The sequence below is a fragment of the Gemmobacter sp. genome, assembly GCF_046292685.1.
GTDB lineage: Bacteria > Pseudomonadota > Alphaproteobacteria > Rhodobacterales > Rhodobacteraceae > Wagnerdoeblera.
Genome location: NZ_JBKBQM010000066.1, coordinates 1 through 13467 on the forward strand (window position 1 = coordinate 1; position 13467 = coordinate 13467).

Sequence of the window (13467 nt, forward strand, 5' to 3'; positions counted from 1 at the left end):
AGTGGCGGGGCAAGCCGGGCACGATCAGGGTCGACAATGGCCCCGAATACATCAGTGAAACGCTGCGAAAATGGGCTGAGAAGCATAAGATCACCATCCAGCACATCCAACCCGGACAGCCCCAGCAGAACGCCTATGTCGAGCGCTACAACCGGACGGTTCGGCACGAATGGCTGGATCAATACATCATCGAAAGCATCGAGGAGGCTCAGGATCAAGCTACGCAATGGCTATGGACTTACAACAACGACCGCCCCAACATGGGCATCGGCGGCATCACACCCGCAATGAAACTGAAAATGGTCGCGTAAGTTCTACGGATGCACCCCGTTAAAAACGGGGAGATTACCCACGAACCAGCGGAACATCAGGTTATACTGCATCTGCTCCATCAACTGCCGCTCCGAGCGGACCGAAAACAGGATCTGGATCAGGCTCGCCCGGATCAACCGTTCCGGCGCAATCGAGGGCCGGCCAAAATCGGTGTAAAGCGCCTCGAACTCGGCATCGAGACTGGCCAGCGCCTCGTTGACCACCTGCCGGATCTTGCGCAGCGGATGCCGGGCGGGGATGCGCGCTTCAAGGTCAACATAGCTGAACAGCGACCCGCTCGCCTCGTCCGTCCCGCGCATCATCACCCCCACCGTTGTCGTGCAAAGGGTGAATCATGTTCCTAACTCCGGGTCGAGGGCTGACTTCTTCAGCAGCCTGCTAGAGCGACATCTTCAATCTGATCAAGGCGACCAAGGATTTCGGAACTGCGGTCAACGACATTTCGCTCCGCACCGGCTTCGATGCGGTCATGAGCATCGGCAGCGTTGTTGCGGAGTTCTTCAAAGATACGGCGAATAGCCTTTTCGGCCTGTTCAAGAAAGCCTCGCTTTTGCTTTTTGTCGGAGAAACGGTGATCGAGGGGTTGGAGGACCTGAACGCCGACGATCTGGTGCTGGGCGGCGACGGCAGCGATGTGCTGTATGGCCTTGGTGGGCAAGACACGCTGATCGGTGGCCGGGGTGACGACCATCTGTTCGCCGGACGCGGGTTTGATCTGCTGTTCGGCGGGGTCGGTGATGACGTGCTTTACGCATCGGTGCGCCGGAAAGCCCTCGCGCGTCGATTTCCACCCTGTCCCGCCACTTCGGTTTTGACGCCATCGAGACCGAGGGCGTGATCCGCTTCGTCATGCGCGGGCGGGCGTCGGTTCTGACCTTTGCGCATGACGACCTCGTGTCCTCCCGCGAGGGCGAGGCGCTGGAACTGGTCCGCGCGCAGGAAACCGAACTGCCACAGGCGCTGAAATGGCAGGTCGCGCGGGCGGATGAGGACTATGACGCGGCCCTCGTCGAAGCCCGTCGCATCACAGTCGACACCACACGCATCGCGTCCGAGTCCTTCCCCATGGCGATCCCACCCGAGGGTGAGGCGGCTGCGCCATCGGTCCGAGCAGCCGCCGAACGAACGCCGCTGCCGGCGTGCGCTGATGGAAGCGTGGATCGGCCGGGAAAGTGCCACCTTCCGCCTGCCGCCCTCGCGGCTCGCGCTCGATCCAGCCGACGTGATCCGGCTCGCGCATGACGGCCGCGAGGTGGAGTTCCGGCTAGTGTCCGTCGCCGATACCGAGGCGCGAGGCGTCGAGGCAGTGCGGCAGGATCGTGCGGCCTACGATCTGCCGCCCGGCGATCCGCGGCCCGCAAGCCTTGCCAGCCCCGTCGTCTTCGGCACGCCGGAGGTGGTGATGCTGGACCTGCCGCAGATCAGCGAGGATCAGCCCGCCCATCGCCCTCTGATCGCCGCGCATGCCAGCCCCTGGCCCGGCGAGATCGCGGTGTTCCGGAGCGCCTCGACGGATGGCTTCAATCTGCTGACCACCTTCGGCAGTCGCGCGCGGATCGGTACGCTGGCCTTCGACTTCCTTCCTGGGCCGAGTTCGAGGTTCGATCTGGGCAACGCGCTGGTCGTCGATCTCCTGTCCGGAACGCTGGAAAGCGTGACCGATGTCGCACTGTTCGGTGGGGCCAATGCGTTGGCGGTGGAAAGCGCCGCTGGCCAGTGGGAGATCGTCCAGGCGGGCGCGGCCGAACTGATCGCGCCAGGCCGGTACCGCCTGACCCGGCTCCTGCGCGGCCAGCGCGGAACGGAACATACCATGGGCAATCCGGCACCGGCCGGAGCGCGGGTCGTGGTCCTGGACGCCGCGCTGGCCTCGCTGCCCATCGCCGAAGCTGACCTCGGCCTGCCCTGGAACTGGCGCGTGGGCCCGGCCGCGCGCGCTGTCAGCGATGACAGCTATGCCGCGCTGGGCTTCACCCCGACCGGCCGGGGCCTTGTCCCCTTCGCGCCGGTCCATGTCGAACAGCCGTGGCGGACGGCGCGCAGCCCCGGCGATCTGACCATCCGCTGGACACGGCGATCCCGCGCGCTGGTCGCCGATGCCTGGGAGCAGGTCGAGGTGCCGCTGGCCGAGGGTGAGCGGGGACCCTGGCCCCAGTGGGGCCAGGCAAGCCCCGCGAACGAAAGCTACGATGTGCAGATCCTCGATGGGGCCGCCGTCAAGCGCCATCTGACCGGCAGCACGACCTCCGTCCTCTACACCGCCGCCCAGCAGACCGCCGATTGGGGCGCGCCGCTCGGGCCCAGCCAGACGCTGGCGATCCGCATCTACCAGCTCTCGAACCGCCTCGGCCGCGGCACGCCCGCGAGCCTGACCCTCCAGTTCTGACGGGATTTCTCATGTCCGACACCACGACCCATCTGGGCCTGCCGTACCTCATGGCCGCGCAGGCGCAGAAGCATGTCACCCACAACGAGGCCCTGCGGCTGCTCGACGCGATGGTGCAGCTTTCCGTTCTTGACCGCACGCGGACTGCACCGCCCGCCAGCCCCGCCGACGGCAACAGGCACCTCGTGGCATCGGGCGCCACCGGCCTCTGGGCCGGGTGGGACCTGAACATCGCCTTCTGGGTGGACGGCGCGTGGATCCGGCTCGTGCCACGGACCGGCTGGCTCGTGTGGGTCGCAGCCGAGGGGCTGTTCCTCGTCTGGACCGGCAGCGCATGGGAGGTGGTGGGCGAGCCGCGCGACGTCTCGGACGCCGTGTTCAGCCTGGTCAACGACGCCGATCCGACGAAGAAGGCGACCTTCTCGCTGGCGGGGATCACAACGGGCACCACGCGCAGCTTCACGTTGCCGAATACCTCGTCGGAACTGGCGATCCTCGCGGGCACGCAGACCTTCACCGGCAACAAGACATTTTCGGGGACTCTGACCGCCTCGGGCACGGTCACCGTTTCGGCGGCGTCGGCCAGCATCGGCACGGCAACCGGGACCGCGACCTACGGAATGGGCACCGGCGCCACGACCACGGGCGTGACCAAGACGGTGAACATCGGCACCGGCGGCGCGTCCGGATCGACCACGGTCGTCAACATCGGCTCGGCCACCGCCGGGGCGGGCGGCACCACGGTGGTGAACACGCCCACCGTCACCTTCGCCAATGCCGTCACGCAGGTCGGCATGCCGCAGGCGAACCTGACCGCGCAACTGCTCGGCCTCGGCGGGGCGACGGCTGACAGCTACAACCGTCTGTCGGTCAACACGCCTGCGGTCCTACTGAACAACGCAGGCGCTGGCATCGAGGCGACCGTCAACAAGGCCGTTCCTGCCAATGACGCGGCCTTCGCCTTCAAGACCGGGTTTTCGGCTCGGGCGCTGATCGGTCTCCTCGGCAATGACGACTTCAGCTTCAAGGTCAGCCCGGAAGGGTCGGCCTTCTTCGATGCGATCCGGATCGACCGCACCAGCGGCCAGGTGGAACTGCCGCAGCCGACAGTCCTGCCGGGTCTGACCGCAGCGCCGACCCCGCCGCCCGCGGGCAAGGCCACCCTCTATGCCCGCAACCGCGCAGGCGCTCCGTGGATCGACGTCATGCGCCCCTCTGGACGGGATTTCCCGCTCCAACCCCATTTCGGGGTGAACCGCATTGCCAACTGGTCCCCCTCGGTCAGCACCACGATCACGACCGAGGGCCTGCCGATCACCTCGGTCGGTACCGTCTCGCACCCGGCGCTGGCCGCCACCAACCTCGCCGCCAGCATGCGCCGCTGGCGTCTGACCTCGGCGGCTGTCGTGGACTCGGTCGCCGACCAGCGATCTGCAGGCTGGGCCTGCTGGCGCGGCAATGCGGCGGGCCTCGGCGGCTGGACCTTCGTGACGCGAATTTCGCTGACGACCCTGCAGGCAACTGGCATGGGGTTCTTCGGCCTCTATGGCTCGACCGCCGCGCTGGCCACCACTCTGACACTGGCTGCGGCCATCAACTGCATCGGCATCGGATTCCAGAGTGGAACCCACACCCGTTGGCAACTGGTCGCAAACGACGGCACCGGGGCGCCGACCCTGACCGACATGGGCGCGTCTTTCGCCATCGCCACCGGTGGCGTGCTGACCCTGTTCATCGCAGCCCCCCCGAATGGTTCATCCGTCTGGGTCCGCGTGGTCGACGAGGTTTCCGGCGCGGTGTTCGAGCAGGAGATCACGGCGGATTTGCCAGCCGCGACGCAATTCCTGTCGCCGCGCCTCTTCCTGAAAACCGGCGCGACCGCCGCCGCCGTCGCCTACGACTGTGCCGGGGTCTATCTGGAGACGGATTTCTGACCCTCGTTATGAAAAAAACGAACCGAATTGATTTGCATCATATCGAAAAATTTCGCGCGCTGACGGTAGTTGTGCAGGTTGAAGATCTTCCTGGAGCACGCGCATGCTGTTCGCAACAGAAGCCGTCATCTGTGCCCCCGTCCGCACCGCCTTGGGCACATACAACGGAACGCTGAAATCCACGCCCGCCACGGAACTCGGGGCCATCGCCATTCGCGCCGTGCTCGCGCGCTCGGGCCTCGATCCGGCAAAGGTTGACAGCGTCGTGATGGGGAACGTCATCCAGGCGGGCAACAGGATGAACCCGGCCCGTCAGGCGGCAATCGGCGGTGGGGTTCCGGTCGGTGCCCCTGCGCTGACCGTGAACCGCGTCTGCGGGTCCGGGGCGCAGGCGGTGGCCAGTGCGGCGCAGGAGGTCTGGCTCGGTCTGGCCGCTGCTGTCGTGGCAGGCGGCATGGAGAACATGGACATGGCGCCCTATCTCATCCCCGGCGGTCGCTGGGGGCACCGGATGGGACCGGCGACGATCTACGACGCGATGCTGACCGATGGCCTGAACGATGCCTTCTCGGGCGAGCATTCCGGCTGGCATACCGAGGATCTGGTCACGAAATACGGCATCAGTCGCGACGATCAGGATGCCTGGGCCCTGCGATCGCAACAGCGGTTTTCCGAGGCACAGGCGGCGGGGCTGTTCGATGCCGAGATCGCGGCGGTCGAAGTGAAGGGCCGAAAGGGGCCCGAGAGCTTTGCCAGGGACGAACACAACCGGCCCGAGACGACGCTGGAGTCACTTTCCCGCCTGAAACCGGCCTTCCGCAAGGACGGCACGATCACCGCCGGCAATGCGCCGGGGCTGAACACGGGGGCGGCCGCGATGATCGTGGCCGACCGCGGGTTCGCCGAGAAGGCGGGCCTCGTGCCGCTCGCCCGGATCGCGTCCTTCGGCGTGGGGGCGGTCGAGCCGGGGATGTTCGGCATCGGACCGGTTCCGGCGGTGCGGCAGGCGCTGGACCGCGCGGGCTGGACGGTCGCGGACCTGGACCGGGTCGCGATCAACGAGGCCTTCGCCGCCATCGCGCTGGCCGTTCTGCGCGAGCTGGGTCTGCCCGAGGATATCGTCAACGTCGAAGGCGGGGCCATCGCGCACGGCCATCCGATCGGGGCCTCGGGCGCGGTGCTGACCACGCGGTTGATCCATTCGATGAAGCGCGACGGGCTGAAGAAGGGCGTCGTGACGCTGTGCATCGGTGGTGGTCAGGGGATCGCCCTTGCGCTTGAAATGCTCTGAGCGATGTCCGGCCCGATCCGCACGATTGACGCCAACGAGGCCGTAGCCGACATCGCCTATCGGCTGAGCGAGGTTGTCGCGATCTATCCGATCACGCCGGCCTCGGTCATGGGCGAACATGCCGACCAGTGGGCGGCCGACGGCCGTGCGAACCTGTGGGACACTGTTCCGCAGGTAGTCGAGATGCAATCCGAAGGGGGTGCCGCGGGCGCCGTGCATGGTGCGCTGACGGCGGGGGCGCTGACGACGACCTTCACCGCCTCGCAGGGCCTTCTGCTGATGCTGCCCGATCTTTACAAGATCGCGGGGGAACTGACGCCCTTCTGCCTGCATGTGGCGGCGCGCAGCGTGGCGACGCATGCGCTGTCGATCTTCGGCGACCATTCCGACGTGATGGCAGTGCGGGGCGCGGGGCTTGCCCTGCTGGCGTCGGGCACCGCCCAGGAAGCACAGGACATGGCCGCCATCGGCCATGCGGTGACGCTGGCCGCGCGCGTGCCGGTGCTGCATTTCTTCGACGGGTTCCGCACCTCGCACGAGATCCGCAAGGTCGAGGGATTGTCGGATGACACTCTGCGCGCGCTGATCGACGCGGGCGCGGTCGCGGCCCATCGTGCCCGCGCGCTGAACCCGGAGCGGCCCGCAATCCGCGGCACCTCGCAGAACCCCGACACCTTCTTTCAGGGTCGCGAGGCGGTGGAGCCGTTCTACACGGCCTTCCCCGACCGTCTGGCCGAGACCATGGCGCGCTTTGCCGACCTGACCGGGCGGCGCTATCGCCTGTTCGACTATGCCGGCGACCCGCAGGCCGAGCGGGTTGTCATCCTCATCGGGTCGGGAGCCGAGGCGGCAGAGGAAGCGGTCGATGCGCTGGTCGCGCGGGGTGAGAGGGTCGGCGTCCTGCGGGTGCGTCTGTTCCGCCCCTTCTCGACCGGTCACATGCTGGCCGCGCTGCCCGAAACCGTCACGTCGCTTGCGATGCTGGACCGCACCAAGGAGCCCGGATCCTCGGGCGAGCCCTTGTTGCAGGAAGTGACGATTGCGCTGGCCCTCGCCGTGCAGGACGGGCGGCGCGCGGGCATGCCGCGGATCATCGGCGGGCGCTATGGCATTGGCGGCAAGGACTTCACGCCCGGCCATGTCAAGGCGCTGTTCGACGAGATGGCCCGCGACCGGCCGAAGGCGCGGGTCACGCTGGGGATCCGCGACGACGTGTCGGGGACATCCCTTGACCCCGATCACGATTTCGAACGCTCTCTGATCGCGCCGGAGGTGACCGAGGCGCTGTTCTTCGGGCTTGGCTCGGACGGCACCGTGTCGGGGGCCAAGGCCACGATCAAGCTGATCGGCGAACATACCGGCCTCAATGTGCAGGGGCATTTCGAATACGACAGCCGCAAGGCCGGGCAGACGACGGTCTCGCATCTGCGGGTCTCGCCAGGTCCGATCCGGGCGACCCATGGCATTGCCGAGGCTGGCTTCGTGGCCGTGCACGCGCCGGAGTTCCTTCAGCGGCGGGACATCTTCGCCCGCGCCCGCCCGGGCGCCACGGTTCTGGTCAACACGCCGCTCGACCCCGCGCGCTTCTGGGACAGCCTGCCGCGCGAGGCGCAGGCCGCACTGATCGACCGGGCCTGCAAGCTGCATGTGATCGACGCCTATGCGATCGCCGGCAAGGCAGGGCTGGGGCGGCGGATCAACATGGTGATGCAGGCCTGTTTCCTGGCCCTGTCCGGCGTGCTGCCGCGCGATACGGCCCTTGCCGCGCTGAAGGACTCGGTCGCCGGGACCTGGGGCAAGCGCGGCCCCGAGGTGGTGCGGCGCAACGTGGCCGCCATCGACGCGGCCCTGGCGGGCCTGCGGGCGGTGCCATTGCCCGAAAAGGCGACCTCGGACCATCCCCTGCGGTCGTCAGTGTCCCCGGATGCCGATGATTTCGCACAACGGGTGACGCGCGCGCTTCTCGACGGTCGGGGCGATACGCTGCCGGTCAGTGCCTTCCCGCCGGATGGCACCTGGCCCACGGCGACTGGCCGGCTGGAAAAACGCGCCATCGCGCTGGAGATCCCGATCTGGGAGCCCGAGCTCTGCGTGCAATGCACGCGCTGCGCCATGATCTGCCCCCATGCGGCGATCCGGGCCAAGGTCTTTGACCCGGCGGCCCTCACCGATGCGCCAGAGGGCTTCCGTTCGCGCCCCGAGGCGTTCGAGCCGGCGCTGGAGGGGATGCACTACACGGTTCAGGTCGCGCCCGAGGATTGCACCGGTTGCGGGCTCTGCATCGAGCTCTGCCCCGCCCGCGACCGCCAGAACCCCAGGCGCAAGGCGCTGAACGCGGCCCCACTGGCTGATCATGTGGAAACCGAGCGGGCGGCGTGGGAGTTCTTCCGCACCCTGCCATCCGCCCCGCTGGATGCCCTGCCGATCGACCGCCGCACCGCCAGCCTGCGCGAGCCGCTGTTCGAATTCTCCGGCGCCTGCGCCGGTTGCGGCGAGACGCCCTATCTGCGGCTTCTGTCCGAACTCTTCGGCGACCGCCTTCTGATTGCCAATGCAACCGGCTGTTCCTCGATCTACGGCGGCAACCTGCCCACGACACCCTGGACGAAGAACGCCGAAGGGCGCGGCCCGGCCTGGTCGAACTCGCTCTTCGAGGACAATGCCGAGTTCGGACTGGGGATGCGGCTGGCGCTCGACACACGGCGCGCGCGGGTGCTGGCGGCAGCGCAGGCCGTCCTGCCCGAACGGATGGCTGCCGCACTGGCGGCGATCCCGCGGCAGACCGCCGATCCGGCCGAGGTTATGCGCATCCGGGCGCTGCTGGCAGAGGCAGCTGCGCTGGCAGGCGATGCCCTTGCGCCTGATCTCGACGCACTATTGCCCACCAGCCTGTGGATCGTCGGTGGCGATGGCTGGGCCTATGACATCGGTTATGGCGGCCTCGATCATGTGCTGGCCTCGGGGCGCAAGGTCAACGTGCTGGTGCTGGACACCGAGGTCTATTCCAACACCGGCGGGCAGGCGTCCAAGGCCACGCCCACCGGTGCCTCGGCCAAGTTCGCCGTGGCGGGCAAGGAAGGCCGCAAGAAGGATCTGGGGCTTCTGGCCATGTCCTATGGCCATGTCTATGTGGCCGAGGTCGGCCTTCAGGCCCGACCCGACCAGACCGTACAGGCGATGCTGGAGGCCGAGGCGCATCCCGGCCCGTCGCTCATCATCGCGGCAAGCCCCTGCATCGCACATGGCTACGATCTGGCGCAGTCCCCCCGCCAGCAACGCCGGGCCATCGCCGCGGGGGCGCTGATCCCCTACCGCTTCGATCCCGCCCGGATCGCGCGGGGCGAGGCGCCGCTGCAACTCGATGCGCCCGAGCCGTCACTCGATATGGGTGAGTACATGGCGCAGGAGGCGCGGTTCCGGATGGTCGAACTGCGCTCGCCCGAGCGGGCGAGAGCCTTGCTCGAGGCCGCGCGGGAAGGGGTGAGGCAGCGGCAGGCCCTGTATCGACAAGTGTCGGGCATCCATCTGCCAACCGACAAGGAGGGCGACAATGGTTGACCTGACAACCCGCTGGCTGGGTCTGACCCTGAAATCGCCCGTCGTCGTCGGCGCCGGGCCGCTGTCGCAAGACCCCGACGCAGCCCGGCGCGCGGTGGAGGCCGGCGCCGGCGCGATCGTCATGCACTCGCTGTTCGAGGAACAACTGGCCGAGGAACAGATGGCCGCGCATCTGATGATCGACGCGCTGGCCGACCACGATGCCGAAGCGGGCGGCTTCCTGCCCTCGGGCGCGTTCTCGATGGATGGCGAAGGATATCTTGCAGAGCTCGCCGCGCTGAAGGGGGCGGTGGATGTGCCCGTCGTCGCCTCGCTGAACGGCACCAGCGACGGCGGCTGGACGCGCTATGCGGTCAAGCTGGCGGAGGCGGGTGCCGATGCGCTGGAGCTGAACCTTTACGACATCGCGACCGACCCGGCCGAGGATGCGGCCGCGGTCGAGGCGCGGCAGGCCGGGCTGGTGGCCGCGGTGGTGCAGGCCGTCACCATCCCCGTCTCGGTCAAGCTGGCGCCCGCCTACACCGCGCTTCCCTCCTTCGCCACGCGTCTGCGCGGGGTGGGGGCGGCGGGTGTGACGGTGTTCAACCGCCTGTTCGCCCCGCGCGTCGATCTGGAGGCACTTGAGGTCGAGCGGCACCTGGAGCTTTCCACCGCCGCCGAGCTGCCGCCCCGCCTGCATGCGCTGGCGATCCTGTCGGCGCGGGTACCGGGGCTGGATCTTGCCTGTTCCGGGGGCGTCCATTCCGGCCAGCACGCGGCCCAGGCCATCGCCTGCGGGGCCGCCGTGGTGCAGGTCACCTCGGCCACGCTGGCCCACGGGCCCGAGCGGATCGGGTCGATCCTCGACGGATTGCGCCGGACGCTGGAGGCAGGCGGTTCCCCGACAAGCGATGCCCTGCGCGGCATCCTGAACCTTGACCGCGCGCCCGACCCCACGGCCTGGACGCGGCTGAACTATGTGCGCACGCTGGACGGCTGGCGCAGCATCCTGAATCGGAGGGCCTGAGCGATGAGCGGCGACAAGAAAACCTGGCACGGCATTCCGCGCGACGAAATCCCGTGGAAGCCGGCGGTCGATGCCGAGGCCTGCATCGGTTGCCAGCTCTGCTATGTCACCTGCGGGCGGGGCGTCTACGAGATCGAGGGCGGCGTGGCGGTGCCGGTGGCGGCCATGGAATGCGTGGTCGGCTGCTCGACCTGCGCCAATGTCTGCCCGACCGGCGCCATCAGCTTCCCCGCGCTCGACACCGTCTGGAAGGTCGAACGCGAACGCCAGATCTTCCGCAGCGTCAAGAAAGAGGCGCTGGCCAAGCACGAGCGCGACGACGCCCAGAAGATGCGCGCGACCGTTGCCGCCGCCAGCGCTGCCACTGCGGCGGTGCCGACCCGCGCGCAGGTCGAGGTGGCGGGAGAGTTCGGGGACAAGCGCTTCCTCGTCCTGCTGGAAGACCTGATCGCGGACCAGCCTTTCGACATCGTGAACTTGCGTCTCGAGGTGCCGACCGTGAAGGGCGCACGGCAGAAGGCCCCGTCCTTCATGAGCTTCGAGGTGACCTCCGAGAAGCAGGAGGCGGTGGCCCCGTTCCTCGACCGGATCACCGCTCTGGTTCACGATGCCGGGCTGGTTCTCGTGACGGCCAAGCCTGTCGCCTGACGCGCGACGCGACGGTCAGGTCGCAAGGCAAACTCACGCCCTCTCGCAGGGCGTGGTTTCCAGTTGCAAGGTGACATGGCTTATCCCGAAGTCATGTTCCAGTTCGTCGGTCACTTGGTCAAGAAAGGCATCCGCGTCGGGACCTTGCCAGACGACATGCGCGGCCAGCGCGGTCCGCGTGGTCGATAGCGCCCAGATGTGCAGGTCGTGCACTCCGGTCACTCCCGGCTGGTCGCCGATGAAGGTGGCAACCTTCTGCATGTCGATGCCTTCCGGCACGCCGTCGAGGCTGAGGTGCAGTGCGGCGCGCAGCAGGCCGGCCGCCGTTACGGCGATCAGCAGGCTGACCGCGATCGCAACGGCCGGGTCGATCCAGGTCTTGCCGGTCAGGATGATCCCCAGCGCAGCCAGCACCACCGCGCCGGATACGGCCGCATCTGCGGCCATGTGCAGGAAGGCGCCCTTGGCGTTCAGGTCGTCCTTCTGCGATTTCATGAACAGAAGCGCCGACCCCGTGTTCACGAGGATCCCGATCAGCGCGACCCACAGGATGGTGCTGCCCGGCACCTCGACCGGCGTGTGGAAACGGTGCGAATCCTCCCAGATCACCGCGCCGACCCCGACGATGATGGCAATGGCGTTGAACATCGCCGCCATGATCGTGGCGCGCCCAAGGCCCCAGGTGTGGGCCTGCGAGCCCGCCCGTTTCGCCAGCACCGCCGCGCCCCAGGCGATCAGCAGGCCCGCAACGTCGGTAAGGTTGTGCGCGGCATCCGCCAGAAGCGCCAGCGAGCCGGTGACGAAACCGGCAGCCCCCTCGACGATCACATAGCCGACATTCAGCCCGACCGCCCAGCGGAAGGCCGGACCGAGGTCCTTCGGTGCGCCGTGGGCGTGAGCGTGATCGTGGGCCAAGGCTCAGTCCTTCCGGCGGATCGTGCCGGACAACTCGGTCGCCTCGGCGACGGTGTTGTAGATCGTGCCGAAATTTTTCAGATTGTGGTGCAGCAGGTCGATACGGCGGTCGCTTTCATCGGTGTCCACCACGATTTCATAGTTGATCCGCACCATCTTCGGCGGGCTGTCCTGCCGGACCCCATGCAGCGAAACCTCGATCCCGCGCAGGTCGAACTTGAGCATCGGGATCATCCGTTCAGTGCCCTTGAGGATGCAGGCGGCGATGCTGGTGAGCAGCAGTTCGGCCGGGTTGAAGGCATCCGCCCGCCCGGCCATGTCGGTGTCGATCGTGATGCGGGCCTCCTTCGTGGTGGCCTCGGAGCCATGGCTGTCGATGCGGCGGGCGGCGACGCGGTATTCCAGCATCAGAAGTCCTTCCTCAATGAAGACACGCCTTTGCGAAGGGCACTTTGCATGGTTGCCAGCAGCACCCGCCGACCCTTGCCGTGTCGCCACCGCACGATGCATCGTCCGACCCGACGCAGCAGGAGGAAGCCGTTGTTGCGGCCGAACCGCCGCAGCAGGACGAAGCAGTCGCGGATGCCTCGACCGCCTCGGCCGATCCGGTGATGGGGAAATCGCGCGCGACCCAGCGGGCGATGCCGGGCTTCATGTTCATGAAACGGTCATAGCCCTGATACATGAGGAAATAGGTCGCCTTAGCAGGCTGCTGAAGAAGTCCACGAGGCGGAACAGTTTTCCGTCTGTTTGGGCGGCAGCGGTGAGCGTCGTGCTGGTCGAGGCGAGGTATGGGTGCCCGATGCCACCCCTCGTCGTCATGCGGCCAGCAGCCGGGGCAGTCGGGCGAGGTTGTTGGCTGCCATCGTCAGGATGAAGCGGGACCGCACCTTGTCGAGGCCGCGATAGACGGTCTGGGCCATTCCGCCGACGGTCTTGGCCCAGCCGAAGGTGAGGAGGATCAGCCAACGATCCGGGGGATCGTTGGCCCGACGCAAGTCGATCCGTTTGCGGTGCTTGATCGACAGGGCGTATCCCTCGTGCCGTGTGGTTCTGGCGTCGATCGCTGAATGGCGCGATTTCTGCGCGACATGCGGGGTGACACCGGCCTGCCGCAGGTCGGCGACGAACCCGGCCGCGTCGAACCCCTTGTCGGTCCCGAGCGTCAAACGTCGGGTCGACCCGGGGGAATGGCGGTGGATCATGTCAAGCGCGGCGCGCCGTTCGGCATGGCCGTCCGCCTGGGTCAGGTCGCCCTGCACGATCAGGCCGGAGCGGTTCTCCATCAGCGCATGGCCGATGAAGCAGAGCATCGCCCCGGTGCCGGGAGACTTCTTGTAGAGGCGCGCCTCCGGGTCGATCGTCGAGGCATGGGTGGCGTTGGACCGCCTCTCGC

Annotated in this window: 11 protein-coding genes and 2 pseudogenes; 9 read left to right on the forward strand and 4 right to left on the reverse strand. The window is 67.6% G+C overall.

Going from position 1 to position 13467, the window contains the following annotated elements; translation table 11 throughout:
- The coding region (locus tag ACK4S2_RS14315; RefSeq protein WP_409625779.1) for an integrase core domain-containing protein at positions 1 to 311 on the forward strand (311 nt) is incomplete at its 5' end.
- A gap of 36 nt (positions 312 to 347) precedes the next feature.
- Here ACK4S2_RS14315 and ACK4S2_RS14320 read toward each other — a convergent pair.
- Positions 348 to 632: pseudogene (locus tag ACK4S2_RS14320) on the reverse strand (transposase); the annotation flags it as partial.
- 170 nt (positions 633 to 802) lie between these two features.
- Between ACK4S2_RS14320 and ACK4S2_RS14325 the strand changes: the two are divergent.
- From ACK4S2_RS14325 to ACK4S2_RS14355, 7 genes and pseudogenes are all read left to right on the forward strand, one after another.
- Positions 803 to 1171, forward strand: coding sequence for a hypothetical protein (locus ACK4S2_RS14325; RefSeq protein ID WP_409625782.1), 369 nt, complete (start codon positions 803 to 805; stop codon positions 1169 to 1171).
- A pseudogene (locus ACK4S2_RS14330) lies at positions 1087 to 2719 on the forward strand (phage tail protein); the annotation flags it as partial. The gene ACK4S2_RS14325 and the pseudogene ACK4S2_RS14330, both read left to right, overlap by 85 nt.
- Before the next feature lie 11 nt (positions 2720 to 2730).
- Entirely contained in the window at positions 2731 to 4653 is a 1923-nt protein-coding gene (locus tag ACK4S2_RS14335) for a DUF2793 domain-containing protein (RefSeq protein WP_409625785.1), read from the forward strand.
- A 103-nt stretch (positions 4654 to 4756) separates the two neighbouring features.
- On the forward strand, positions 4757 to 5944 hold the full coding sequence (locus ACK4S2_RS14340) for an acetyl-CoA C-acetyltransferase (RefSeq protein ID WP_409625788.1): 1188 nt from the start codon (positions 4757 to 4759) through the stop codon (positions 5942 to 5944).
- A 3-nt stretch (positions 5945 to 5947) separates the two neighbouring features.
- Positions 5948 to 9502, forward strand: coding sequence for a pyruvate:ferredoxin (flavodoxin) oxidoreductase (nifJ, locus tag ACK4S2_RS14345; RefSeq protein WP_409625791.1), 3555 nt, complete (start codon positions 5948 to 5950; stop codon positions 9500 to 9502).
- Entirely contained in the window at positions 9495 to 10508 is a 1014-nt protein-coding gene (locus ACK4S2_RS14350; RefSeq protein WP_409625794.1) for a dihydroorotate dehydrogenase-like protein, read from the forward strand. The genes nifJ and ACK4S2_RS14350 overlap by 8 nt, the downstream gene beginning before the upstream one ends.
- 3 nt (positions 10509 to 10511) lie before the next feature.
- Positions 10512 to 11156 (forward strand): ferredoxin family protein, encoded by a 645-nt coding sequence (locus tag ACK4S2_RS14355; protein ID WP_409625798.1) that lies wholly within the window; start codon positions 10512 to 10514, stop codon positions 11154 to 11156.
- Positions 11157 to 11189: 33 nt separating this feature from the next.
- Here ACK4S2_RS14355 and ACK4S2_RS14360 read toward each other — a convergent pair whose 3' ends face one another.
- Both ACK4S2_RS14360 and ACK4S2_RS14365 read right to left on the reverse strand, forming a co-directional pair.
- Entirely contained in the window at positions 11190 to 12071 is an 882-nt protein-coding gene (locus tag ACK4S2_RS14360; RefSeq protein ID WP_409625801.1) for a cation diffusion facilitator family transporter, read from the reverse strand.
- Positions 12072 to 12074: 3 nt separating this feature from the next.
- Positions 12075 to 12479 (reverse strand): OsmC family protein, encoded by a 405-nt coding sequence (locus ACK4S2_RS14365; RefSeq protein ID WP_409625804.1) that lies wholly within the window; start codon positions 12477 to 12479, stop codon positions 12075 to 12077.
- 80 nt (positions 12480 to 12559) lie between these two features.
- Here ACK4S2_RS14365 and ACK4S2_RS14370 point away from each other — a divergent pair, with 80 nt between their 5' ends.
- The gene (locus ACK4S2_RS14370; protein WP_409625806.1) at positions 12560 to 12745 is read left to right on the forward strand and encodes a hypothetical protein; all 186 of its coding nucleotides are present in this window, start codon (positions 12560 to 12562) and stop codon (positions 12743 to 12745) included.
- A 144-nt stretch (positions 12746 to 12889) separates the two neighbouring features.
- Here the strand turns inward: ACK4S2_RS14370 and ACK4S2_RS14375 are convergent.
- Positions 12890 to 13467, reverse strand: a 578-nt coding sequence (locus ACK4S2_RS14375) for a transposase (protein ID WP_409625809.1), incomplete at its 5' end; no start/stop codon positions are given.